Source organism: Treponema sp. OMZ 305, assembly GCF_024181325.1.
Classification (GTDB): domain Bacteria; phylum Spirochaetota; class Spirochaetia; order Treponematales; family Treponemataceae; genus Treponema.
The window spans coordinates 2,196,979-2,222,144 of sequence record NZ_CP051300.1 but is presented as its reverse complement, the minus strand read 5'-3'; the positions used below and the strand labels follow the sequence as shown (position 1 = coordinate 2,222,144).

At 45.0% G+C, this 25,166-nt stretch carries 17 protein-coding genes; 11 read left to right on the top strand and 6 right to left on the bottom strand.

Annotated elements, in window-relative coordinates; all coding sequences use genetic code 11:
* The first annotated feature begins 13 nt into the window (after nt 1-13).
* The 6 genes from ABK01_RS09750 (at nt 14) to ABK01_RS09725 (ending at nt 6,184) form a co-directional block, all read left to right on the top strand.
* Nucleotides 14-787, top strand: a complete 774-nt coding sequence (locus ABK01_RS09750) for a TatD family hydrolase (protein WP_212565268.1) — start codon at nt 14-16, stop codon at nt 785-787.
* Nucleotides 784-1,851, top strand: coding sequence for a tRNA dihydrouridine synthase DusB (gene dusB, locus ABK01_RS09745; RefSeq protein ID WP_253675492.1), 1,068 nt, complete (start codon nt 784-786; stop codon nt 1,849-1,851). The genes ABK01_RS09750 and dusB overlap by 4 nt, the downstream gene beginning before the upstream one ends.
* Nucleotides 1,852-1,868: 17 nt before the next feature.
* Nucleotides 1,869-3,548 carry a DUF5312 family protein gene (locus tag ABK01_RS09740; RefSeq protein WP_212565267.1) on the top strand — a complete coding sequence of 560 codons (1,680 nt, stop codon included), beginning with the start codon at nt 1,869-1,871 and terminating at the stop codon, nt 3,546-3,548.
* 39 nt (nt 3,549-3,587) lie between these two features.
* Nucleotides 3,588-4,298 carry a hypothetical protein gene (locus ABK01_RS09735; protein WP_212565266.1) on the top strand — a complete coding sequence of 237 codons (711 nt, stop codon included), beginning with the start codon at nt 3,588-3,590 and terminating at the stop codon, nt 4,296-4,298.
* A gap of 115 nt (nt 4,299-4,413) precedes the next feature.
* Entirely contained in the window at nt 4,414-5,061 is a 648-nt protein-coding gene (locus tag ABK01_RS09730) for a redox-sensing transcriptional repressor Rex (protein WP_212565265.1), read from the top strand.
* Between the two features lie 67 nt (nt 5,062-5,128).
* Entirely contained in the window at nt 5,129-6,184 is a 1,056-nt protein-coding gene (locus ABK01_RS09725; protein WP_253675491.1) for a class I SAM-dependent methyltransferase, read from the top strand.
* Between the two features lie 172 nt (nt 6,185-6,356).
* Here the strand turns inward: ABK01_RS09725 and ABK01_RS09720 are convergent, their stop codons facing one another.
* Nucleotides 6,357-8,552 carry an immunoglobulin-like domain-containing protein gene (locus ABK01_RS09720; RefSeq protein ID WP_253675490.1) on the bottom strand — a complete coding sequence of 732 codons (2,196 nt, stop codon included), beginning with the start codon at nt 8,550-8,552 and terminating at the stop codon, nt 6,357-6,359.
* 574 nt (nt 8,553-9,126) lie between these two features.
* Between ABK01_RS09720 and hisS the strand changes: the two genes are divergently transcribed.
* The 5 genes from hisS (at nt 9,127) to ABK01_RS09695 (ending at nt 15,847) form a co-directional block, all read left to right on the top strand.
* Nucleotides 9,127-10,527, top strand: a complete 1,401-nt coding sequence (gene hisS / locus ABK01_RS09715) for a histidine--tRNA ligase (protein ID WP_253675489.1) — start codon at nt 9,127-9,129, stop codon at nt 10,525-10,527.
* Nucleotides 10,524-12,929 carry a 30S ribosomal protein S1 gene (gene rpsA / locus ABK01_RS09710; RefSeq protein ID WP_253675488.1) on the top strand — a complete coding sequence of 802 codons (2,406 nt, stop codon included), beginning with the start codon at nt 10,524-10,526 and terminating at the stop codon, nt 12,927-12,929. The genes hisS and rpsA overlap by 4 nt, the downstream gene beginning before the upstream one ends.
* Nucleotides 12,930-12,949: 20 nt before the next feature.
* The gene (locus ABK01_RS09705; RefSeq protein WP_253675487.1) at nt 12,950-14,428 is read left to right on the top strand and encodes a sigma 54-interacting transcriptional regulator; all 1,479 of its coding nucleotides are present in this window, start codon (nt 12,950-12,952) and stop codon (nt 14,426-14,428) included.
* Nucleotides 14,429-14,440: 12 nt separating this feature from the next.
* A complete protein-coding gene (locus ABK01_RS09700; RefSeq protein ID WP_253675486.1) occupies nt 14,441-15,112 on the top strand; it encodes a tetratricopeptide repeat protein in 672 nt (223 codons plus the stop codon).
* An 87-nt stretch (nt 15,113-15,199) separates the two neighbouring features.
* Nucleotides 15,200-15,847 carry a hypothetical protein gene (locus ABK01_RS09695; protein WP_230974399.1) on the top strand — a complete coding sequence of 216 codons (648 nt, stop codon included), beginning with the start codon at nt 15,200-15,202 and terminating at the stop codon, nt 15,845-15,847.
* A gap of 162 nt (nt 15,848-16,009) precedes the next feature.
* Here ABK01_RS09695 and ABK01_RS09690 read toward each other — a convergent pair whose 3' ends face one another.
* From ABK01_RS09690 to ABK01_RS09670, 5 genes are all read right to left on the bottom strand, one after another.
* On the bottom strand, nt 16,010-16,867 hold the full coding sequence (locus tag ABK01_RS09690; protein ID WP_212565258.1) for a methyl-accepting chemotaxis protein: 858 nt from the start codon (nt 16,865-16,867) through the stop codon (nt 16,010-16,012).
* Between the two features lie 11 nt (nt 16,868-16,878).
* Entirely contained in the window at nt 16,879-17,658 is a 780-nt protein-coding gene (locus ABK01_RS09685; protein WP_253675485.1) for an oxygen-binding di-iron domain-containing protein, read from the bottom strand.
* A 472-nt stretch (nt 17,659-18,130) separates the two neighbouring features.
* A complete protein-coding gene (locus tag ABK01_RS09680; RefSeq protein ID WP_253675484.1) occupies nt 18,131-19,573 on the bottom strand; it encodes a TrkH family potassium uptake protein in 1,443 nt (480 codons plus the stop codon).
* A complete protein-coding gene (gene trkA, locus ABK01_RS09675; protein WP_371922045.1) occupies nt 19,570-20,973 on the bottom strand; it encodes a Trk system potassium transporter TrkA in 1,404 nt (467 codons plus the stop codon). The genes ABK01_RS09680 and trkA overlap by 4 nt, the downstream gene beginning before the upstream one ends.
* Nucleotides 20,974-21,140: 167 nt before the next feature.
* Nucleotides 21,141-24,983, bottom strand: a complete 3,843-nt coding sequence (locus ABK01_RS09670; protein ID WP_253675482.1) for a right-handed parallel beta-helix repeat-containing protein — start codon at nt 24,981-24,983, stop codon at nt 21,141-21,143.
* Between the last annotated feature and the right edge of the window lie 183 nt (nt 24,984-25,166).

Below are 25,166 nucleotides of genomic sequence, written 5' to 3'. Positions count from 1 at the left end.
AGGAGGAACCGCGATGCAAATTTTTGATACTCATGCTCATATCGGATTGCTGTATGACGATCCTCTTGCGCAGTTACGCGCTATTCAAGAAGCAAAACGGGCTTCCGTTGTCAGGATTCTCAGTATTTGCAATAGCCTGCATGATTTCTATTCGGTATATGAAACGCTCAAAACCGATCAGTCGGTGTACCATGCCATCGGCGTGTCTCCGTCGGAGGTAACGGCTCCGGGTAAAGATTGGGCTGTTCAAGTTGAAAAAGGCCTTCAATTGCCCGGCGTTATTGCCGTCGGGGAAACCGGACTCGATTACTACAAAAAGTACGGGGATCAGCGCTCGCAGATTGAGCTGTTTATTACGCAGTTGGAGATAGCGGCAAAAGCGAAAAAGCCGGTCGTTATCCATAACCGGAATGCGGGAAAGGATGTGTTGAATATCCTGTCCGATCGGATACCCGAAGCAGGCGGTATTTTGCATTGCTATTCCGAAGATGCCGAATTTGCGCAGCTCGCGCTTAAACTACCGCTCTATTTCTCGTTTGCGGGTAATCTGACATATCGGAATGCCCGTAACTTGCACGAAACGGTACGTGTGCTGCCGCTTGACCGCATATTGGTTGAGTCCGAAAGTCCGTTTATACCGCCTGCGCCGTACCGGAAGGAGCGTAATATGCCGGCAAATACCGTTGCTACGGTTGAGTTTATGGCGAGGCTTTTAAAGATGGACATGGAAACTTTAGCGGCTCAACTGTGGAAGAACAGCTGTAAAGCATTCAACTTGCCGGAATGAACGAATTGAGTGCAATAGAAACCTGCGGAACCGAAAGCGGGCTGTATCGGCCGGTATCGATAGGGAGTGTAACACTTCCCGGAAATATTTTTTTAGCGCCGGTTGCGGGGTATTCCGACAGGAGTTTTCGGTCTATTTGTGTTGATTGGGGCGCGGATTTTACCTATACTGAAATGGTCTCGTCGGAGGCATACGTCCGCAATTCGGTAAAAACGGAAAAGCTTATCGCCCGTACGCATAACGAGCGGCGGTATGCGGTACAGATATTCGGCGCCAATCCCGACTTCATGGCGGAAACGGCGGTGCGCATCATTGAACGGTATCACCCCGAGTGTATCGATATTAACGCCGGCTGCCCTATGCCGAAAATCACTAAAACGGGGGCTGGCTCTGCATTGATGCGGAAGCCGGAAAAGCTCTACGCGGTGGTTAAAGCGGTTACGGAGGCAGTCGGCAAAACGGAAGCGGTGAAGCGTACCGCCGTCCCCGTAACGGTAAAGATACGCTCCGGATGGTCGCAAGCCGAGCTTACTTGGAAGGAAGCCGCCGCGGCAGCCGTTGATGCAGGCGCCGTTGCGTTGACCATTCATCCCCGTACCTGTGCGCAGTGCTACAGCGGAACAGCAGATTGGGATATTTTGGCGCAGCTGGTTCAGATGATGCGGGGTCGTATTCCCGTATTCGGTTCAGGCGATTTGTTCAGTCCGCAGGCTGCGTACGATATGCTTTCTTTGACTAAATGTGCAGGCGTCATGTTTGCGCGCGGAGCTATGGGCAATCCTTTCATCTTTCGGCAAACACGAGAATTGTTACAAACCGGTACCTATTCCAAAATAACGCCCGCGGATAAAATCGGGACGGCAAAAAAAGAACTTGCGCTGCTGTGCGAAGAAGTAGGGGAGCAGGTAGCCTGCCGCGAGATGCGTAAGCGGTTTGCCGCTTATACCAAGGGAATTGCAGGAGGCGCAAAACTCCGTGAGCAGCTGGTGCAGGCAAGTTCCATACAAGACTATGAAAGGATTTTAGAGAACTACTTTGTAAGCGGTGCAGCCGCAGACCGATAAATAAGGTAAGGACTGGTATGTTTGATTTTATCAATGCAATCATTACGGCAATCAAAGATTTTTTTGAAGGGCTCTTTTTTTCCTCATCGCCGGAGTATCAAAAAAAACGGCAGCTTAAAGGCTATGCAGCAGAGCTCAAAAAACTCAATCCGCCGTTATACCATAGCGGTAAAATACTGCTTCCGGCGTTCGGTTCGCTGTTGTATCAGCTGTACCATTTTTTGCAGCCGGTTAAAGCTATTCTGGACAAGACGGTTAATTCCCCTGATATACGTGCGGCCGAAAAATATCAAGCGCTTTTTTTTGAAGCGATCCTGTCGGAAGAGCAGGTAAAACAGCATCGAAGTTTTACCTTTCAAGCGCGGAGCCTCATTTTATCAAAGTGTAAAAACTATCAAGAAACGGAACACACATTGCAAGAACAAATACACAGTTTTAAAAACTTTGTCCGCCTTTTTCATACACCTGCGTTTAAAACACGCGAACAAGAATTGATCAAACTCTTTTTTCTTTCTGATCTGTGCGATTTTGACTACGCATCTTTCCTCAGTCAATTTAACAATAACTTGCAGCTCAATGCAGCAGCACCGTCATCGATTTCTCAGGATAATTTTGAAGAAGTATTTGCCGGTGATGTAATAAAGAATTTGCTGGATTTCCAATTTATCGTACGGCATGTTGCTATTACACAGACGACGATCAACGACGTTATTTTTCTGGCGCGGAGTTTGGGAAATTTTACCGATGAAACAGGCGCAAAACTGGAAAAAACGCTGAATACGGTCGAAAATCTTCTTGCAAATCAGCTGAAGAGAACAACAATACCGATAATGTTGAAATTGATTAAGGAAGATCCAAATTTTAAAGAAAAAATAACCGTTTCCGAATCAAAACCTCTGCAGGAATATATTGATCGGAGCAGCGAAAAGTTTCAAGCGGATTCAAAACGCCTTTTAAAAATCTCCAAAGAAAACAATATTACCGGATTAATAGAAAAATGTTTTGGTAGCGCTCAGTTGAAACCGTTGGATGGATATAATGATGTAGTCAATGATGCGATTCAAAATCTTTCCCCTATTTCTTTTGATTGGGTGAGACCGATGCAATTGTTAAAAGCGTTTACTGAAATGTATTTTGAAACGCACTACAAAACTTTTTTAAAATCGCTGCTGATTGAAGGTTTTTTTGTGAACAAACAGATTGAAGGACAATATGCGGCAATTTATCGTTCCTGCGAAATGCTGTTAGGTAAAATAAATAATTTTGAACAGCTTTTTAAACCGAAAGGTCAATGCAATCTCCTTGAGATTCAAGGCTATATTGCAGAGATTGAAAAAGGTAAAGATATGAAAAAACAGCTGCAGAAAATCGTTGATATTGCAAATATGCAGGCAAAGGCTATCGTTCAAACCGGAAGCAAAGCATATTCCGATCTGTATATTTTTACCGAGCACCTACTGGAGGATATAAAAGCTCCCACTTCCGAACTGATTACAAACATAAAAGCGCTTGCCGTTAGCTCTAAAAATAAAGAATCCTTCACCCGGTTGGAACAGGATCGACACATCTTTGCCATGTTCCTCGAAATAATGAAAAACTATGCAGTATTCGGTTCCATCGAAAAAGGAAAACCCACTGCGCCTATTCCTGCTGCCGTACCGAGCACGGAGCCTACGGTAAAACCTGCGCAGAAGTAGTGTTGCGCCGATAAAAATGAGGAAATTATCAAGCTTGTTATGATATTCAAAACCGCGATATTCCATAAGATATCTTTTTTTTCCTTTTTGCTCTGCGCCGCTTCTTTCTTATATGCCGACAGCTATTCCGGTTCGGGAACAAGCGACGCTCTTATTATCCGTGCACCGGTATGGGTTTTCCTTGAATCTCAGCCGGGCGTCATGGATAACGACACACAGGGCACGCGGCTGCCTCCTCGGCAAGCGCTTATCGAATTATCAAAAACGGTAATGGAAGGGATGACTTACGGCTGGCGGTTTTCTTATACGCCGTTCGATAAACGGAGACGTGTTGCGGAAGAGTTTGAATTAACGTCGCTCCAGACCATCCCTTCGAATGACACCCGCTTATCCGTTACGGAGCTTCGCCCGCAATACCCATATCTATACTGTTGGGCGGAATACCGCGTTACCGATGCAATCGCTTTACACAGAACGGAGTGGATACGCATCAATTATGTTACTGCTAAAGGTTCCGGCAAGGCAGCTCGCAAGATGGAAATAGACGGAGTGCGGCAGGCTTATCGGGACGCGGCGCTTGCCGCCGTTCGGGGGTATCTAAGAAAAAATATTAAAAACAAGCCCAAGTCCGTCAGCGGAGAAATGCTGATAAAAGATAACCCGCGGCTTTATGTTTCGGGCGGGAAGTTCACGGCTGAACTGACCGTCTATTTGTATGTTAAGGAAGTTATTCCCTACGAAGTCTTCTGAAACGGCAATTATTATTACTGCTTGACCTTTCATTATTTTACTTATATCATAAAAAAATACGTTAGAGGGTTAGAAGCTTAATAATCCTTGAGTTTTGATAAGTAAGGTGATTCGAATGAAAAAGTTAAAGATACCTGCAGTGCCGTCAATCAGAAGATTGCCGTCCTATTTACATATAGTAAAACAAGCTCAAGCGGATGGATTTCCGTATATTTCCGGTACCGTTATTGCTGAAGAGTTGCACCTTGAGCCCATTCAAGTGCGTAAGGATTTGGCTATTACCGGTATTATCGGTAAGCCGAAAAAGGGCTATCCGGTTGATGAACTCATTGCCGCTATCGAACATTTTCTCCGTTGGGATACGTTGCAAAGGGCCATTCTTATCGGAGCGGGGAACCTTGGAACCGCGCTTACCGGATATCAGGGATTTAGAGACCACGGATTAGAAATTTGCGCGGCTTTCGATAGTGACAAAAAAAAGATCGGCAAAAAAATTCATGGTATTCCGATTTTCGCAATGAATGAATTGGCGGAACAGATTAACGCTTTGCATCCTGCGTTGGCAATTTTGACAGCGCCGTCGCCCAGTGCACAAGATATTGCCGACCAACTGGTAGCAGCGGGAATTGATGCAATCTGGAATTTTACAAATGTAAAAATTAAAGTGCCTGATCACGTGCTCGTTCAGCGGGAAGATCTTACCTCAGGCTATGCGCTTTTAGGCGTTATGATGAATACCCGTATTCAGCAGGCGAGCGAATAACAATCGCCTTATTCTAAATACGGGGCTTTAAGAAATACAAGTGTTAAATCCTCGTAGTAAAACCGCTATGAATCCTTCCGAATATTCTCGACAGGCGGCGCTTTTTTATAACCGCCTTGTAAAACGATATAAACATTTAAAAAAATATGCACGGCGATTGGGCATCTTTGCCTATCGGCTGTATGATAAAGACATCCCCGAAATTCCCGTTGCCGTCGATCTCTATATTGAAGATACAACCGGAGCGTTGTTCGCTGTGCTTACCGAATATGAACGGTCTCCGTATAATAATGATAGCAATAAAGAAGGGAAAACGACCGCTTCTCTTTCGGAGTTGACGAAAGCGGTATGCGATGCTTTGCAAATTCCTGCAGCGCAAGTATACGAAAAATGCCGGAAGCGGCAGCGAGGTGAAGCTCAATATGAAAAGATTGCCGACAGCGGCAAGCGGATCATTATGCGGGAAGGTAAGTGCCGGTTCTTGGTCAATCTATCCGATTACCTCGATACCGGTTTGTTCCTTGATCATCGACCGGCTCGGCTTGCAATTGCCGAAAGCGCCGCCGGTAAGTCGGTGCTGAATCTCTTCTGCTATACTGCTTCTTTTTCCGTTCATGCGCTGGTAAACGGAGCGCGGCGGGTTTGTTCGGTTGACTTGTCGAAAAACTATTTGCAATGGGCGGCAGAAAATGCTCAGCTGAACGGCGTCGCTGATTCTGAGCGCTGTCGGTTTGTGCAAAGCGATGTCCGCCTCTTTCTGGAGCAGTCCGCAAAACGGAAAGAGCGCTGGGATATTATCATCTGCGACCCGCCGACATTTTCCAATTCAAAGCGGGCGCCTCAATTCTTCGATGTGAACCGGCATTGGCAGGATTTAATCCGCAGCTGCTGTAAGGTATTGTCGGCGGACGGCGTTTTATACTTTTCGACCAATTCACGAACACTGCGTTTTAACACAGCGGCGCTTTCGGATAATCAACTCGGCAGTACGGGAGAGAATAAGTTTGTTTATCATAATACGCTCTTTACCGTGCAGGACATCAGCGCACAGTCGATACCGGAAGATTTTCGCAATAAAAGGATTCATCGCCTTTGGAAGATAAACCGTAGTGCAACCTTTTGAAAATATGCATACCGTCTACGGCGCATCGTCAAAACTATACATCCGTGTATAGTTTTGACTGCGAGGAGATGTCGAAAAAGTAACCAACTTTTGAGACATCCCCATCGCGTCTCTGACAGGATGTCAGTGGTTCTATATAGTATCGAGTTTTTTTGGACAGCCTTGCGCGGTATTAAAATTTCTCCCATAAGAATGGGATAGGCTTTCCGGAAGACTTCTCAGAAACGGTAAGTTTATCTCTTTCAATGCGATACTGATATGTATGCGCTTCTTTGGCTCTTTTAAGGCAAGCATCTACATCCTTTTTTATGGATGATTTTAGTTCTGCTATAAATTCTGTAAGCGGAGTGTTTTCGGGTAACCCCAGCTCTTTGTATATGCTATTTTGCCCTAATTTTAATGCTTTCTTAATCAATTCACTCTGTTCTTTCGGAGCTTTTTTCAAAAACTCTTCATAAGACATATCTTTATAAGACATATCTGAAGAAAGCGGAAGTTTAACAAAGACCTCAAATATATCTTTATTTGTAATGGACTCTGGGACAAATTGCCGGTGGATAGCTTGGATATCTTTCAACGTAACTAAATCTTTTTGCTGTAATTCAAGGATGGGCAGCCACATATTAGGCATTGTCTCTTTTTCTGCGAAAACAAGTTTCGCAACTTCTTCAGGTGTTATAAGGTTATTATTTTGATAACTCAGACGTTCAAGTGTTGCCGTTATAGTTTTGGCATTGCCATCAATGTTCACGTGGTATACGGCAGCAGGTTCACCGTTACTATGACGCAATGTCAGCTTATCGCCTTCAAATTCATAAGTTCCGCCGTCATTACCTATTGTAAATCTCTTCCGAGCATTTATTGTAACCGTCTTCTTTTGCTCTGCCGTTTTACTGCCACCGTTTTTTTTCAGTGTTGCAGTTAATTCTAGCGTCCGGTAAACCAAATCCCATGTCTCAATATGTCCGCTATTTTCGGAAATCTTTAGTATGCTGTCGTTAGGAGATACCCATGTAAGTTTATACCCGGCAGGAGACTGAGGCAGCGAAATATCGGTATCTATTGCAGTCGGTAGCGTGTTGACAATGTCGTTTAAAACATCCTGAATATTTGGCTCGTTGTTTTTAGGATAGACGGTTACCGTAACGGTTTTTGTGGCTTGGACTCTTCCTGTTTTTGCGGTTGCAGTCAATGTTACTGTCTTTGTTTCCGTTTCATGCGGTTTAACCGTACAAGCCGGAACTGCGATAATGTCTGTCGGTTCTGCTTTCCATTCGATATCAACCTCAACTTCAATAAAAGAATTGGCGCTCTTCTCAATAGAAACCGTTTCTTTAATGGGTAGCGTAATAGAGGACATATCTTTCGTCACCACTGGAGAAATCTGTTTTATCACTCGTTCTGCGGCACGGCTTACCGCTTCTTGATTTGTTCCGCGCACGGTGACGGGGAAAGACTTTGGTGCGCAAACGGCGCCGCTTGTAATGGTTGCCGTCAATGTTACCGGAGTGTCCTCTTCGGGGCGGGTAATGGAACCTTCCTGTACTTTGATTATGGCTTCATTGCTTGACTCCCAGCTGATCTGAGTGCGGTGCAGTCCATGCAGCGGAAGATTTAGCTGATTAGAAGTTATGCTATCTGCAGTATCGCCATTTGGAAAATAGAGTTTTAAACTCTCTGCTGCTTTCTCAACCTTTTCTTGATCCGTTATGGTAGGTTTAAACTTCACTTTTACCGTTATGTCTGCGGTAATTTTTACTCTTGCTGTTCGGCTTCCTGCAGCGCCGGTACCTTCTTCAAAGACGTCGCCGTCGATGCTCCACCTATCAACGGTATATTCGAAAAAAGGCGATGCGGTAAATTCAACGGTTTTCCCTTGTTCCACTTTGTTGCCGGTAAAGGCTGTCCCGTCAAGCGTTGCGCTCAGCCTGCCGTTCCCGCCGTCTACGTCAAACGTTACGGTGTGCTTGGGCGGCAGTGTTTCTGAATGTTTGAAGGTTACTTTCACCGTTGTATCTGTGGTAATTGTTACTGTTGCGCTTAAACTTCCTGCAGTACCGCCTGTTTTTAGCGCAGTGTTTGGAGAAACTGTCCATGTTTCTACCTCATAGCCGGAGGCTGCCGTTGCAGTAAAGGTAAGCTCAGTGTTTTTATCTACCATGCCGCTGTCAGGCATGGCAGGTGTTACCGTTACATTACCCCCGGCGGTCTTTTCGAGTGTTACTTTGTACTGCACAACCGGCGTTTTGCTTTCGTTGCCGACATTCTGATTACAACCGAAAATCATTACCGCTGCAATGAGCGCAATACAGATAGAGAACATCCTCATAAAAGGACGTACACATTTCTTTGCATCATCATGATTCATAGGATTTTCCTTATTTTGATAATTTTATATACGGACGATGGGGATGCCTCAAAAAGCGGTTAGTTTTTGGACAGCCCCATACTTCATTATGAGGTACTCTTGAAAATCTGCCGACCAAGCTCTTGCTATGAGCAAATAGGGATAGTGCGGAAAAATGACGGCATTGCAGCCGGTCGCCGCTTGAAAAAACGGTAAACGAGTGCCGGTATATGGAATTGTTTTTTGCAGAAGTATGTTTTTTGAGCGCACAGGGAAGCGGCGTAGAATACAGCGGAAGGTCTATCCGCTTTTGAGTGAGAAAGTTATCGGATGCTACATTATGCTGAGTGCAGAGTGCAGAGTGCAGAATTGTGCCGGAAATTTTGCACGTGTCAAGTGCTTTGCGGCTTTTCCGAGAAAAGTGATAACGAGATAATCCTACAATTCGGCTTTGCATGGCGCTATTATAGACGCAAAGAGGAGAGAATACAAGGACACTCTTGCGATTTACCGGAGAAACTAATTTTTGTCTAAATCAATGAAGTTACAATGATAGCGGGTAGTATTAACCGTAAAGTTTCGCTATACTGAAAAAATGAGCGAATTGATACAACCGAAAGTTCTTAAAGGATTTAGAGATTTTTTACCGCGCGACGAAATACAGCGCTCTCTTTTAATTGAAACCGTTACCAATGTATTTAGAAATGCAGGGTTTGTGCCCATCGACACCCCTGCTTTGGAATATTCGGAAGTGCTGTTGCGCAAAAGCAACGGAGAAACCGAAAAGCAAGTATTCCGTTTTAACGATAACGGCGGACGAGACATTGCGCTCCGTTTTGACTTGACCGTTCCCTTTGCCCGCTTTATTGCGGAGCACTATAACGAATTATATTTTCCATTTAAACGATATCATATTGCAAAAGTCTGGCGCGGCGAAAAACCGCAGGCGGGGCGTTACCGCGAGTTTATTCAATGTGATTTTGACAGTGTCGGGTCGGACTGTGCCTATACCGATTTTGAAATTTTGAAAGTCATGTATAACGCCCTTAAAGCGCTCGGCGTTACAAACTTCCGTATTCATATTTCGCACCGCGGCATATTCAACCGGTTTTTGGACAGGCTGGAGCTAAAGGATAACAGTGAAGACATTCTCCGCATTGTCGATAAATTGGCAAAAATCGGTAAGGAAGCAGTAATTGAACAACTCGCAGAAATTGCCGGAGCTGAAAAGGCTGAAAAAATCGTGCAATACAGCAGCGGCCTTTCGGCAGGCACCGATTTTGAAACAATCCTTGCGCACATAGAAGCGCTTGCAGGAGGCGCTGCCCCCGATACCGGCCGGTTGCGGGACGTATATCAGCTCCTATGCGACGCAGGTATCGCGGAAAGCTTCATACTCGACCCCTCCATTACACGCGGCCTTGATTATTACACCGGTATCGTATACGAAACTTTTTTAACCGACCTTCCGCAGCTCGGCTCTGTTTGCTCCGGCGGCCGCTACGACAATCTAACGGGGCTTTATATGAAGGATACGGTGAGCGGGGTCGGCGCTTCGATCGGGCTCGACCGTCTCCTCGCAGGATTGGAGCAGCTCGGCATCGGCTCCAAAGCAGCCGGTTTTATCGATGCAATCGTGTTTTACGAGAAAGGCAACTCCATCCGCCGGAATAGCGCCGCGGCGAGGTATCTGGAACAATACGGATGCCGCGTAGAAGTGTTCCCCGAACCTAAGAAAATACAGCAGCAATACGGCTATGCAGAAAAGAAAGGCATCGAATGGGGGCTTTTTATTGAATCTACTTCCGAAAGCACCGGCGAGGTCAAGTTGCCTGACAGCGCCTGTGAGAATTGCCTGTCAAGCGGAGCCACTGTTTCTCCGGTATCGCAGAACTGTGCCGAAATGCCGGTGCGTCTGAAACACCTGCCGAGCAGAACGGAAACCAAGCTATTATTGAAAGATGTTTCGGCATCTTTGAAAGGCGGTAAAAAATGATTATTGCGATAGACGGTCCTGCAGGCTCGGGAAAAAGCACCGTTGCAAAGATGCTTGCAGCTGATTTCGGCTTTACCTTTATGAACACCGGCAGCTTTTACCGTGCGCTCACCCTCGCAGTGCTTCGTTCATTAGGTGGGGATGAAAGCGGCACCGGCGCGGAAAAACCGGATTTGGGAAATGAAACAAAGTGGACGGACTTTGCAAAAACCGTATCACTTGAATATAAGCGGGACGGAATGTATTTAGACGGTCGCTGCGTGGAAGCATATCTCCGCAGCGATGCTGTGGAATCAGTTGTCGCAGCTCTCTCTGCGATTGTTCCCATTCGGCATCTCATCAACGAAAAGATTCGAGCCGCTGCAGCAAAATTGAACATCGTCTGCGAAGGCAGGGATATGACCACCGTGGTATTCCCCGATGCCGAATGCAAGGTGTACCTCGACGCTTCCGCAGAGGCACGCGCACGGCGCCGCTTTGGGCAAGGCACCAGCAATCTCTCGGAAGCCGAAATACGGAAAAGCATTGAAGAGCGGGATGCTATCGACCGGAATAAAAAAGAGGGCAGTTTAAAAATTGCGCAAGATGCTTTCTATTTGGATACATCGGACTTGACGATAATGCAGGTTTGTGAGAAAATAAAAGACAAAATACACGATAAAGGGTTATTTATGGAACAAAAGGAAGTGGCAATGGATGCGGTTATAAATTCCGATCAGAGCATCCAAACACAATTACCAGAGGAGTATTTAAATTTTGAATCTCCTGAAGTCGGAACATTAAAAGAAGGCCGTATTATTGCGATAACCGATGATTCGGTTTTTATTGACGTTGGCGGTAAATCGGAAGGGCGTGTCGCACGCGAAGAATTTACCGAAGAGCCTCAGATCGGTGATACCGTACAGGTATATATCGAAAAAACCGAAGCAACAGACGGTAAGCTGATTATTTCCAAGCAGAAAGCAGACCGAACCGTTTTACGCAAGAAACTACAAAATGCGTACCGGGATAAAACTCCGGTAACGGGCGTCATCAAGAAGCTTGTGAACAAAAGCGGATACGATGTTGAGCTTGGCGCAAATATGATTGCATTCCTGCCGATCAGTCAGGCTGCCGCGCAGAAAGTGGATAAACCTGAATCCCTGTTAGGCGAAAAGGGAACTTTCTATATTGAAAAGATGGTCTTTGACCGCAAGGGAAACAGAGACAATATTGTAGTTAATAGAAGAAAATATCTTGAAGATACGCTGGAAAAAAACCGTGAAGCGTTTTTTGAAAATACCAACATCGGTGACGTTGTAAAAGGAACGGTAAAAAGTTTTACCAGCTTCGGCGCTTTTATCGATCTCGGCGGCTTCGACGGCTTGCTCCATATCAATGATATGAGCTGGGGACATGTTACCCGACCGAAAGATTTTGTGAAAAAAGGTCAAGAAATCGATTTGAAAGTTATCAGACTTGATCCGGCCGAAAAGCGCATCAATCTTTCATTAAAGCATTTTACTCCCGATCCGTGGCTTGAATTTGAAGATAAATTCCAAGTGAACGATATCGTAAAGGGTCATGTTACAAAGATTACCGACTTCGGCGCCTTTGTAGAATTATCCGAAGGTATCGAAGGTCTCGTACACATCAGCGAATTCAGCTGGGTAAAAAAAGTAAGCAAACCGAGCGATATGGTTAAAATCGGCGATGAAGTCGAATGTATGATCCTCGGCTATGATATTCAGGCAGGACGTGTTTCACTCGGCTTAAAGCAGGTAACGGCAAATCCGTGGGATAATATCGGCGAACGATATCCTGTCGGGACCCGTTTAACCCGTAAAGTGGTGAAACTGACCAATGCCGGTGCGTTTATCGAGCTTGAAGAAGGAATCGACGGCTTTTTGCATGTTGATGATCTTTCATGGACAAAACGGGTACGTCATCCGAATAGTGAGCTTGAAGTAGGTCAAGAGCTTGAAGTAATCGTTATCGAATGCAATCCGGCAGAGCACCGAGTCCGCCTCGGTGTAAAGCAATTAAGCGATGATCCGTGGAAGACCTTCGCGGAAGCATATAAGCCCGGCTCACTCGTTGAAGGTGAAGTTACTTCGGTAACCGACTTTGGAATATTCGTAAAAGTTCCCGGCGGCATCGAAGGTCTTATCCACAAGCAAAACCTCGTAGAAAACCGCGAAGATAATCCCGACGAAGTATTAAAGAAATATGCTGTCGGCGATAAGGTAAAGGCGGCTGTTCTTGATGTCAACGTTAAGGATAAGAAAACGGCTTTTTCAATACGCGACTATAAGAAACGTCTCCAACAGGAAGAGCTTTCCCGCTATATGTCTACAAAACAGGAAGACGGCGAGGGTGCCTTTACGTTGGGTGATCTCATGAAGAATAAAGCATCGGAATAGTTTTGCTGTGAGAGCAGCGTATGTATATTTTAGGTCATATTTTACCCGAAAAAATAGCTGCTCTCATCAATACTCCCTTGTTCACCGATGGCGCTTCGGCTTCGGGGGATGTATTGCTCGAAATTATTCTCCGTTCGAGTATGCAAGCAGTGGGCAGTACCGCTGCTTCTCTTTTTTTAACGGACGAAACGTTACAAAAAGCTCAAACGGTTGCGTATATATGTGATGATACTTTTTATTGCTTTGACGCAAAAAAAGAATTACCGGCAGCAGCGGCATGGGTGTTACGACAAAACGAACCGTTAAGAATGAATACCCCCGATGCAGAAAGCCGCTTTACATCCAACGGTATGGATGGAACTCCCTATGCGGCGTCGGGATTTATCGCAGTACCGCTGTGTATAGAGGATACTCGTATCGGTGTTCTTGAAGCAGTGAATAAAAGAGACGGAGGAAATTTTTTAGAATCCGACCTTTCGTTATTGAGCCTTGTAGCGGGATATGCCGCACCGGTTTACCGTACTTCGTGTGCATACCGTTTCTATGCGGATGCTGTAAAACACAGGGAGCAAATAACAGAATACGCAACGGAAAAAACGCCTTTTATAGCGTCCAGTCCGGTAATGCGAGAGAAATTTGAGCTCTGTAAGCAGCTTGCATCGTCCGATATACCGATACTTATTATAGGTGAAAATGGAGTAGGAAAAGCGTCAGTTGCAAAGCAGCTGCATATTCACAGCTGCCGTGCAGATCATCCCTTTATTCGTGTGAATTGTACTGAGCCGTCAGACCAGTTGCTTGCCCACCGCTTATTCGGCGCTGCTGCGGATGATACGGCCGTTATCGATGGCTCAGATGAAAGCTGTTTTAAACAAGCCGAAGGCGGTACCTTGTTCCTTGATGAGGCGGCGGTCATTCCGCTTTCACTGCAAAAGAGGCTTTTGGACAAGATTTTACAGCTTGAGCAAAGCGGCGGAAACATACGGTTAATAGCCTCAACATCCCGCGACATCGAACGCTTAACCCGCGAAGGAGACTTCCTATCGGAGCTGTACGGCAAATTAAATGTACTGCCGCTGTATATACCGCCGTTACGGCAGCGCAAAGAAGACATTGAAGCGCTTGCGCAGTTTTTTTTGCGTCAGGCAGCACAGGAAATGCGGAAACCGTTTACCGGTTTTTCGGCAGATGCTCACGAGGCATTGCAGCAAGCGGAATGGAAGGAGAATATACGGGAACTAAAAAACAGCGTCGAATACGGATGCTTAAACGGATATCCGCCGCTCGTTACCGCTGAATATTTATTTCCCCGCTCTGCTACAGCGGTGTTGACCGGAGAAATTGACGGTCTTAAAACCGCAACGGACGTATTTAAACGGACATATATCCGAACAGTACTGGAGAAAACCGGCGGAAATCAAACCGCGGCGGCTTCGATACTGAAAATTCAAAGGACATATCTTTCACGGTTGATGAAAGAACTAAACATAAAAAATTAACGGGAGACATATATGGCAGAACAAAATGATCAGACGCTTTCTTTTTCAGAACGCTGTGGGCAGTTTTTAACTCAGAATCGGAAACCGATCGTCGTTATACTGGGAGCTGTTTGTGCCGTTGTCGCAATCGCTTTGATTGCATCATCGCTCACTACACGTGCCGCAAAAAAAGCATCTATAGAAACGGAGACAATAATCTCTGAATGGACGGATTTACGAAATAAAAACGCCGAAGATATGACAGCTAAGGAAGATGCGCTTGTCGAAAAACTTGAAAAGCAAGCTACAGCAAACGGTCGCTCATACGCTGCATTTAGAGCCTATACAACGCTCGGAGAAATCTATGTACTCCGGAAAGATTGGGAAAAAGCGCTCACCTTTTACCAAAAAGCAGGAGAGGCGCAGCCAAAATCTTACACTGCCGGTATTGCTTATTTTAATGCGGCAGCCTGTGCCGATGAATTACAGCAACACGATAAAGCGTTGGAACTGTATACCTTGTCAGGCTCTTATGACGACTTTCCGCTTAAACCGCGGGCATTGTTTAACATTGGACGGCTTGAAGAAAGCCTCGCTCATTCGGATAAAGCAATTGAAGCATATACAAAACTTACGGAGTTGTATCCCGATAACGATTGGGCATTGCTTGCAAAATCGCGGATTATTGCTCTTTCCATTCAATAGAGGAAAATACTGTTGGGGGTGATGCGGCTGTTGCAACTTTTATACCAGCGATATACTTTTCTTTTTTGTTGTCTCTGCAGCCTGTTTATGACAACCTGCGGTATTCCGAATTTAATCTATCTTGAAAAACCGCAGCGTTCAGAGCATGATCCCAGTAATCTTGAAGATTTAAGTCAGCGGTATTGTGAATTCAATACCGCTGATACTGCGAATGCAACGGGAGCCGCAGGATATATTAAAGGAACCGAAATTTACTATCGTATTTATGAACGGAAGAATGACTGCGAAAATGATAGAAGCCAAATCGACCGGTATAATAGTGACAACCCGTTTACAGCAGTAGAGTATTTGGAAAATACAAAAAAATACTATCGCTTAATGACAAATCAAATCTCTACCCGCCCGTTAATTACAACATATCCTTCCGATGCTTCTGTCCGCTTCCGTTTACAAGACTACGGTACACCTGTTACCGATCCGGCTCAGCTTATCGTAAACTCAGTTTCAAAGGGAATTCCACAGAGGGATGACAGAATATCTCCTACTAAACGTACCTTTAAGAAAGACAATATCGCTGTAGGCGATAACGATGTACAACCGGCGTCCGTATCGGGCGGAACAGAAGAATACTGGTGTGTGAACTTTTATGCCGCCAGCTATGGATATACAACAACGTTTAGTACACTTCACAGTGAATTGGGATATCTAGGATATATTCTCATAAAGAAAACCTAATAACACTCGCAGAAAACCAAGCGATGATATTTGAGCAGACATATATTGAAAAGTTCGGAACACAAATGCAGACATTGTCGCGGGGGGCTGTCGTTTCAAACCCTGTTACTCTTCTATCTGCAAAAATAGAATTTTTGAAAAATGAAGCGGAAATTCTTTCGGCTATTCTTTTTTCTGTAATAATGAACCCAAATGTCGATGACTGGTTTGTACCACTTCCAATATAGTGCTCGTTTCTTTTAAGAACTCATTGATCGCTTTCAGCGAGTTAAAACCTTCGTGGATACTGGTATCTTGTTCTTTAATCGAAGAAGATATTTCCGCCAACGAACAGCCTGCCGCATCTAAGGTTTCCGAATTTTTATCATAATTGGCAAGAATACCGGTAAAAGATTTTTGAAACTTTGAAAACAGCGAAATAAAAAGCGACATATTATTATTGATATCGTTTACCGATGACTGCAATTCAGCCATTTTTGTCTCAATCATTTTCGCAAAGGTGCCGGTTTGGGTTGAAAGATTTCGTACCTCATTGGCGATAATTCTAAAACCGTCGCCAGCCTTACCTGCATGAGCGGCTTCAATTGAAGCATTAATAGCCAGAATACCGGTTTTTATCGAAATATCTTGAATATCGGAAACCATCGCTTTAACTTCGCCGGTATGTTCTTTGAGCGTTTCGAATGAGGCTGCTGTTGTTTGTGCCGTGGTTGCCGCTTCATCAATTTCATCAAGTCGATTATGAATTTCTTTTTGCAGCACTTTTCTTCCGCCGAGCGCCGCATCCAACAAATCGTCGACACGAATTGCATTCGTAGCAGAAGAGCTACTCTCTTTTTGAATTTCTTCAAATATTGAAATAATAGTTTCAAATCGTTCTTCCAGCTGTTCCATTGAACTTTTGATAATTTGAAACGAATGCTGCGTTACATAGTCTAATACGACGCCTTTATTGTATTTAACAACAATTTTATCTACTAAATCGGAGAAATTTTCAATGGCTGCCTGTTCATCTACCATAGAACTGTTCCTTAAAATAATCGATCAAGATAATCAATACCGCATTGCAGATTCGAAAGCCAATTTAAGAAAAGCTCTACCTTATCATCAGTATAAACGGCTCCGTGTTGCGGCGCAATAATAGAAGGGTTCAATAGCCGTACTACTTCAACCCAGCGCTTAACAACCTTATTAGCAGCCATATACCTGACATGAAAGCCTTCAATCAACGGGATATGCTTTTGAAAGTCATCGATAAAAAGTGTTTCATCTTCCTCTTTTTCAAATACGGCAGCGCCGATATCACCGCTGAACAAAATACGAGAACATTCGTCAAAAAGTGAAAAGTGCCCCGGCGAATGCATAAAGTGGGAAGGCACACAGCGTAGCTTATTGCCGGAAGGCAAGGAAATGCTCATACCCTTATCGGGGATACCGGTCATACGCGAAACATCCACAATACCGAAATGAGGCATAAAACGGAGCCAAAGGGACGAAATATAAATCTGTGCCTGCGTAATACCCAGCCACAGGGCGATACCCGAAGAAACGTCAGGGTCTTGATGAGAAAAAAAGATAATGTCGATTTTATCTACCGATATAAATCTACTGACAGCAGTTACTACCTGAGAAAAAAGATGTACCCCGCCCGGATCCAGTAAAATCCCACGGCCGTTATCGATGATTAGATACTGCATGGTCTGTACTGCCCCTTTCCGGTATTTTGTTTCACCGCCCAGCCAGATAAACTTATGATTTTCATCCTCGTAAAGAATCTTGCCTTGCACACGTGCATTTGTATCAGATATCATTATTTTTCTACTACCTCGCATTTAAAGACTGCATTTAACATACACGGGTAGTATATCCATAAATTCGATAATAGACAAGCCGCGGATGATTCCTAATTTCAAAAAGAAAAGGCTGAACAGCCTCTATTATTCTGTGGGGGTATAAAAACGTCTGATGCATTTCCTTCCTTCTGCGTGAAATTTTATCCAAAATTTCACGCACTTTATTCTAAAAGAGGCAAACGCATCAGATGAATAGAAGCAATATCGCAGAATACAAAGGCTGTGAGACCATTTGAATCGCAGAGCGATTCAACTCTGGTTGAACAGCCTCTGTATTCTGCGGGCAATGCACCAAGAAATCTGATGCGTTTGCTCTGAAGCCTTTTAAAAGATGCTGACAAATAGCGAGAATCTTAGTCCCCGTAAGACGATACTATTTCAATCTCTCCGTACTTTTTAAAACCGGAAGCCTGCCGACTTGTTTAGCTGTTTACCGGCGCCAAAAGGCGGGTACGCATAAGATAACAATGGTGTAAAGCTCCAAGCGGCCTGCCAACATAGAAAAAGAGAACAAAACTTTTGCCCAATGAGGAAAGAATGAAAAATCTCCGCCGCTGCCGATTCTTCCGAATGCAGCGCCGATATTGCCGACCAAAGTAAGCGCAGCTGCTATGCCGGTAAGGATGTCTGCGCCGGTTAAGGCTGCCGCCAAAAATGTTACCAACAGACACACAAAATAGACAAATATAAAACCTGCAACGCTGTATACAACGTCTTTCCGTCCCGGGCGGCGATTCAGTTGGATGCTGAACACACCGTGCGGATGCAAAAGTCGCTGCATTTCGTTCAATGCCTGCTTACGTAAAATAACCCAGCGAATAACTTTGATACCGCCTGCCGTTGAACCGGAGCATCCGCCGACAAACATCAGTAAAAAGAGGAGCGCTTGGGCAAACGCAGGCCATGCACAGTAATTCACCGTAGAAAATCCGGTGGTTGTCATAATCGACGCAACATGAAAAAAGCTGTGACGAAAAGCGGCTGCTATGCCGTAAATCGGCACAAGCACTAACGCCACACCGACTCCTGCACAAAAAGCGATACGGATATACGCCCGCAATTCGGAATTTCTAAAAAATTCTTCGGGTTTTCCGGTAAAAAGGTGAAAGTAGAGGCTGAAATTCACGCCTGCCAAAAACATAAACACCGTACAGATAATTTCAATAGCTGCCGAGTTATAATACCCGATACTGGTGTTTTGGGTTGAAAAGCCTCCGGTACCGAGCGTAGAAAAACTATGGCACATTGCTTCTAAAAACGGCATTCCTGCAATACATAAGAGGATAATTTGCAAAACCGTCATCCCCAAGTAAATAAACCAGAGCGCTTTTGCCGTATGGGTGATCTTTGCAGTAACCTTTCCCTTGTCCGGGCCGCTCGTCTCGCTTTTTATCAGCTGAAAACCGCCGACGCCGAGCAACGGGAACAACGCCACGGTTAACGCAACAATCCCCATACCGCCGAGCCAGTGCATTTGCGTACGCCATACGCGCAACGCCATCGGGTAGCTTTCGATATTCTGTAAGGCGCTTGCGCCGGTTGTCGTAAATCCGGAAACCGATTCAAAAAACGCATCGCTAAAGTGCGGCACAAATCCCGAAAGCATAAACGGAACCGCACCCAATAAGCCTGCGCCGAGCCATGCGGCGCTTACCAAAAGGATTCCCTCTCGCACGGTAAGCCGGATCGGTTGCCGCTTCGTCTTGATAAATAGAAGAAGTGTTATTGTCCACAAAACTGCCATCGGTATAAAAAATGCCGACAGCATGTTCCATTCATGCATATAAACAGCAACGGAAACCGGAATCAAAAAACTTCCGGCAACAATCGAAAGAATCATAAAGATGATGGTTAAACATTGGAAAAATTTCATTTTTTACCGGCAAAATACTTAATAACTTCGTCGCTTTGTGCAACTTGTACGATAATGGCGAGTTTATCATCCGCTTCAAGGACGGTATTACCATCGGGGATACGGCAGCCTGTTTCGTTCGTAATGAGCAGTATAAGGAACACACCGGGCATTGCAATATCTTTCAGACTTTTCTCTACCGCTTCCGACTGATCGGAGATAATGACCTCGACTATCTCAAGTTCACCTGCGCCCATCGTATGGATACGGGTAAGATGTTTACCTCCCAGATGGCTCATAATAACATCAACCGTAACGTCCTTTAACGGAATTGCAACATCCACGCCGATTTTATATGCTACGTTCGACATCACGGAGCTTTGCACAAGCGCAATGGTTTTGGGGATACCGAGTGTTTTAAGATACGCGGAAGTAATCATGTTCAATTCGTAATTTTGCGTTGCATTGATAACGAGATCGAAGGAATTAAGCGCAATCTCTTCTATAAATGCCTCATCGGTAACATCTCCGCTGTAGATGCGCGCTTCGGGATACTCCGCCGCTGCCTGTTTTGCAAGGGTACTGTCTTTATCGATAATGGCAACTTCCCAACGAGGCTTTGAACGAAGTCCGAACAGACGTTTAAACATGCCAAACGAATGCTTTTCGATGAGGCTTGCCGCAACCCGCTTGCCAACCTTCCCGATACCGACCAGTGCAATCTTTTTGATAGGTTTAACCGTGAATCCCGCAAGCGCATAAAACCGTTCAATATAATTCGGCAATGTCAAAATCGAAATTCGCATACCGGCATGAAGGATCGTACCACCCGAAGGAATAGCAGTCTTATTTTCATCCTCTACGGCGACAACAACAAAAGGGCTATCGGTAGTAACAGAGCGGATATTCTGTAGCGTCATCCCGTCTAGCTTACTCCCTGCACCGATGGTAAAACAGGTGAGCTGATATGGAGAATCTTCGAAGGCGATAATATCACTGACAGCGCCATGCTCAACCGCATTGATGATGGCAAGCGCCGCTTCTTGGTCGGGATGCACCAAAAAATCGATACCCAATGTACGGTCTTTTCCGGTATTCAGCGACGCGACATAGTTTTCGTTTCTTACGCGGGCAATTTTCAGCACCTTGGGGGCAAGAGATTCTGCAACACCGCAGATAATCATATTCAGTTCGTCACTGTCCGTAAGGGTAACCAGCGCATCTGCCCGTTGGATTGCCGCTTCAGTCAAAACTTTCGGATCGTTACCGCGCGCTTCCGTTACGGTACAGTCCAAGCGATTGGCGGCATGGCGGGCGGTTTCTTGATTTTGTTCAATAAGAACCACATTATGCTTTTTTGCGATTAATCTTCGGGCAAGCTCAACTCCTGTTACGCCTGCGCCAATAATAATGACAGTCATTTGCAATGATACTAACACAAAAGCATCGGGATGGACAGGGGTACATTGATGGGGAATGCTCCCATTCATAATTCATAATTATAAATGGGAATTCCTATTGGGCATTTCTAAAAACTTAGGTATAGTTTTTACCCTGATCGTCTCTTTCCCGCTATTGCGTAGTACCGTTAGGGGTAAGGCTGTGTCGTGGTCAGTTTACCGTCCGAGCCGACATACCAATTTTGACTGGGATAGCCCCCCGGCGTTACCGTGAACTTGCGGTAGTTGTTGTTAACATCACCCTGCAATACTGGCCTGGTGGAATACGCGACATAGTTTGCATCTTCCATTGAGATACGCGCAACTTGCGAAGCGCTTAAGTTACCAGTAATACGAATATATGCATTGGGCACTAAATATACGTCGTTTTTCCCTTTCTCTGTACCTTCCGAAGGAGTAATTACACTAGCACCTTTTAATGTAAGAGTATTACCGGAAATAGATACACCTCCGCCAGTGCTTGTTGCTTCGCATTCCGTAATTTTAGTATTGTCCAACACACAGGCGCCGGCATACTGGTGGATATAAATGCCGCCGCCTTGTCCATTGTCTGGAGCTGTGTTATTGTTGAGTTGTGCATATTCCAACGTAACCTTCCCTTTATTGTAGATACCTCCGCCCGAGCCATAATTACCATTGACTACACAGTTACTAATAACAACAGGGTTAGTATCGGTTCCTTTTACGATTAATGTTCCCATATCGGCTTCGGCATTAGAGTTCGGATCGCCGACATATATTCCGCCGCCGCCGTGAATTGTAGAGCCATTGGTCACCATATTATGCCGGATAGTAACACCTTCTTTAATCGTACACTCAGCCTTTTTACCCACGGAGATACCGCCGCCTGAAGTTTTTGCCGTATTGCCTTGAGAAGCGTTATCGCCGCCGATAGTACAGCCTGGCTCTATAATAAGCTTTGCGCTACGTACCGCGATGCCGCCGCCGCTTTTAGCGCTATTCCCTGAAATACGAGCACCGTCTTTTAACGTCAGCGTACCGTTTACAGAACCGCTTGTATTTGTTTTTATGTAAGCACCGCCACCGTTGTAATTGCCTGCGTTATTGCCCGTAATAGTGCCGCCCTTAACGGTATACTTTGAGTTATCGTTATAGCCGCCGCCAAAATATACCCCCGCACCGCCATTGTTAAAATAAGGATCCGAAGCCGTACTTGTAAGGTTATTATTTTCTACGGTAACTTTATCCAAAACTCCCGTTATATGTGATGTTCCATTAGAAGGGTTGAATGCAATACCGCCGCCACGCAAACCTGCCGTATTTCCCGAAATACTTGTCTCAGTTATAACAGCTTTCGTGTTGACACCGCCCGATGCAGCTACACATATTCCACCGCCTTCTATATCTGCCTCGCAGTCCATAATAACGCAGCCCTTTATCGTTAGCTCTTTAATACCCTTACAGTAGATACCGCCGCCCATACCAAGGTCGCCTCCTCCCGCAGCCTTGCCGTTTTTAAGAACGATATTTTCGAGGGTAAGCTTTGTATCGGAGCCCGTTACATTAAAGATACGGTGTGCATTTGAACCGAGTTCTTCCTTATTTGCGTCGAGACTATCGTATGCACAGCCTTTATTACCGCGTATGGTGATGCTCTCGGTTACAGAAATCTCGCCATAGTTACCGGGATCAGTAGTAGCTGTAATTTCACCATCTACAACAATCGTATCACCTGCCTTCGCCTCAGATATTGCATCTTTGAGACTCTCCCAAGCATAGGCGACGCCGCCACTTATCGCCGTTCCTTTTTTCAATATAAGCTCTTTATCATCGTCGTTCGAAATTAATACCCAGCCCTCCGCCAGTGAGCCCGCCTCTATTAAATGGAAACAATAGTTAAATAGAGCAGCATTCCCATTAGGTAGCTTTACCAAGGTTGTATTCTTTTGAGCATCATAGTCCTGCGGCTCAATATTGATATAGAAACCTACCGCAAAGTTTTTTGCCGTTATAAAAGCACCTTGAGAAGCGGGGCGAGCTCCCACACACAAAGTATTTGACCCCGTCGTATTGTTTCCAATCTGTGTTGCACCGGTTACAGTAAGTGCAGCACCATTAGGCTGATGCAGATATATGCCCGAACCTTTTCCGCTGCTTCCTATAGTGTTTTCTTGTATTTTGGTACCGTTAAGCGTACAAGCTCCTTCATATAAGAAGATACCGCCGCCGCTGTTCGCTGCTTGATTGGCATATTCGCTCGTGCCTTTGCCGATTATTCCGTTGTTTATTATCAGTGTTCCTTCATTGTATATTCCACCGCCGTTGGCTGCTGCTGTACATTCCTGTACGACACAGCCGGTCATTGTTAAGGTTCCGCCGCTTTCTATCAGCATTGCGCCGCCGTTTCCGGCTTCTCCTCCCCCCGCGGCTTTCCCGTTTTTAAGGGTAAGGTTTTCAAGTATCAGTTCACCGCCATTTTTGATAGTGAAAATACGATGGGCACTCGTATCGAGCTCATCTTTATTTGCATCGAGTATATCGGTATTTGCATCACTGTTCTTGCTTTTTATCGTAACCTTCTTGGTGATTTCGATTGCACCGCTGTTACCGTCAGCACTTGTTGCCTTTATTGTGTCCTTTATAAAGATACTGTCTCCATCTTCAGCTACTGCAACGGCAGCTTTTAGCTGTCCCCAAGCGTTCGGTCCCGCGCTTATTTCCATTTTGTCATTGCGTTTTGTTTTATAGCATACCACTTCTTCCGGACTATTCTCAAAACCCTCTTTTTCCGCCCATACCGTAAGCTTATATACGGCATCGGGAACGGCAGGTAATTCTATCGTTTGAGGTGTTTGTCCGGAGCTTTTGCTTACAACCGAACTGTTGCGTTCCAATTTATAGTATACCGTAGCTCCGGTTGTAGCCGTTGACACTCGCAGTAATACCTTTCCCGTACCGGGTTGATATACTATTTCATGCGGATCGGCTTCACTTCCGCTCTTCATTGTTGCTGTCCAATTGCCGGTCTGAACATCTATATGTACCGGACTAACTTTATTGATACTGGTCGAAACACGTAATTCATCTTCGGAAAACAGCCCAGCCTCATCTTGCAGTTGAAACCGGTACTGCTTTACCGCGCCGCGAACTTCGACATCCGTTTTTACGCAAAGAATCCATTTTTCAGTTGAAGCCGGTAATATATCGGGCGTTACTCCTGATTCAACATCTACAAGCTCTAAAGCTGCTGCATTACTGTATTCCAACAACCGCCCGCCTGCGCCGCTGATATCGAATCCGCTTTTGTCTGCCTTTACCGTTAACGGTATCGAGGTGTATGAGCCGGAGCCTTCAGCGATAGAAAGCTGTGCAATATCTTTATGCAGAAGGTCCGATCCATTTATCTCCGTATCCATACCCGACACTTCAAGGAACAACACATAGTAATGCTTGCCGTTTACATCGGCTGCAGCGGTCTTGCCGATTGCTCGATAGATAAGATTGGGCGGAGGGGTATTTGCTTTTACATTGAGCTTAAATGTTTCTGGAAATTTTCTCCCGTCTTTAGCATACAGCGTAATCGTCGCTCCGATATTCTTTTTGCCGTATTCATGTTTTTGTAAAAATTCCTTTTTATATGTGAGCGTTAATTGACTGTATGAATCCTGTGTCAGTTCATAATCATCGGGTTGTTTTGGGCTGCTTGTCGTTGTGCCTGCAACGTCTGTGGGAAAAACGACAATATCGGTAGGGGCGCCTGCATCTCGCGGCAGCTTAAACTTGAAGTTTTTGGGATTGCGAACGGTAAATGTTATCGTTACATTACTTGATGAAGGAATACTCTGTATTGTGTCTTTATCGGTTCGTACCGTGATTGCAGGATCAAAGCTAGACTGGACAATTGCAGCCTGTGTTGACCAATAACTTAAATAGGTGTCAATATCGGCCTGATAATTTTCACATCCGGCACATAAAACGATGGCTGCCAAAAAAATAAGAAGTTTACGCATAGGAGAAACCTCCTTCTTTTCATATTAAGCTCAGTAGAGTAGGTACTGTATCCACAGTTCCTGTTTTACAGGTCGCGATGAGATTTACTAACGCGACACTTACACTGCTCCATCCATCTTAGCCGAATACTATCATAATACCGATTAAAGGTAAATTACACAAAGCCGTTCCTTAAAATTGAA

Coding starts and splice junctions, on each gene's coding strand:
- ABK01_RS09750 (WP_212565268.1), top strand. CDS start 14: ATGCAAATTTTTGATACTCATGCTCATATCGGATTGCTGTATGACGAT.
- dusB (WP_253675492.1), top strand. CDS start 784: ATGAACGAATTGAGTGCAATAGAAACCTGCGGAACCGAAAGCGGGCTG.
- ABK01_RS09740 (WP_212565267.1), top strand. CDS start 1,869: ATGTTTGATTTTATCAATGCAATCATTACGGCAATCAAAGATTTTTTT.
- ABK01_RS09735 (WP_212565266.1), top strand. CDS start 3,588: ATGATATTCAAAACCGCGATATTCCATAAGATATCTTTTTTTTCCTTT.
- ABK01_RS09730 (WP_212565265.1), top strand. CDS start 4,414: ATGAAAAAGTTAAAGATACCTGCAGTGCCGTCAATCAGAAGATTGCCG.
- ABK01_RS09725 (WP_253675491.1), top strand. CDS start 5,129: ATGAATCCTTCCGAATATTCTCGACAGGCGGCGCTTTTTTATAACCGC.
- ABK01_RS09720 (WP_253675490.1), bottom strand. CDS start 8,552: ATGAATCATGATGATGCAAAGAAATGTGTACGTCCTTTTATGAGGATG.
- hisS (WP_253675489.1), top strand. CDS start 9,127: ATGAGCGAATTGATACAACCGAAAGTTCTTAAAGGATTTAGAGATTTT.
- rpsA (WP_253675488.1), top strand. CDS start 10,524: ATGATTATTGCGATAGACGGTCCTGCAGGCTCGGGAAAAAGCACCGTT.
- ABK01_RS09705 (WP_253675487.1), top strand. CDS start 12,950: ATGTATATTTTAGGTCATATTTTACCCGAAAAAATAGCTGCTCTCATC.
- ABK01_RS09700 (WP_253675486.1), top strand. CDS start 14,441: ATGGCAGAACAAAATGATCAGACGCTTTCTTTTTCAGAACGCTGTGGG.
- ABK01_RS09695 (WP_230974399.1), top strand. CDS start 15,200: ATGACAACCTGCGGTATTCCGAATTTAATCTATCTTGAAAAACCGCAG.
- ABK01_RS09690 (WP_212565258.1), bottom strand. CDS start 16,867: ATGGTAGATGAACAGGCAGCCATTGAAAATTTCTCCGATTTAGTAGAT.
- ABK01_RS09685 (WP_253675485.1), bottom strand. CDS start 17,658: ATGATATCTGATACAAATGCACGTGTGCAAGGCAAGATTCTTTACGAG.
- ABK01_RS09680 (WP_253675484.1), bottom strand. CDS start 19,573: ATGAAATTTTTCCAATGTTTAACCATCATCTTTATGATTCTTTCGATT.
- trkA (WP_371922045.1), bottom strand. CDS start 20,973: ATGACTGTCATTATTATTGGCGCAGGCGTAACAGGAGTTGAGCTTGCC.
- ABK01_RS09670 (WP_253675482.1), bottom strand. CDS start 24,983: ATGCGTAAACTTCTTATTTTTTTGGCAGCCATCGTTTTATGTGCCGGA.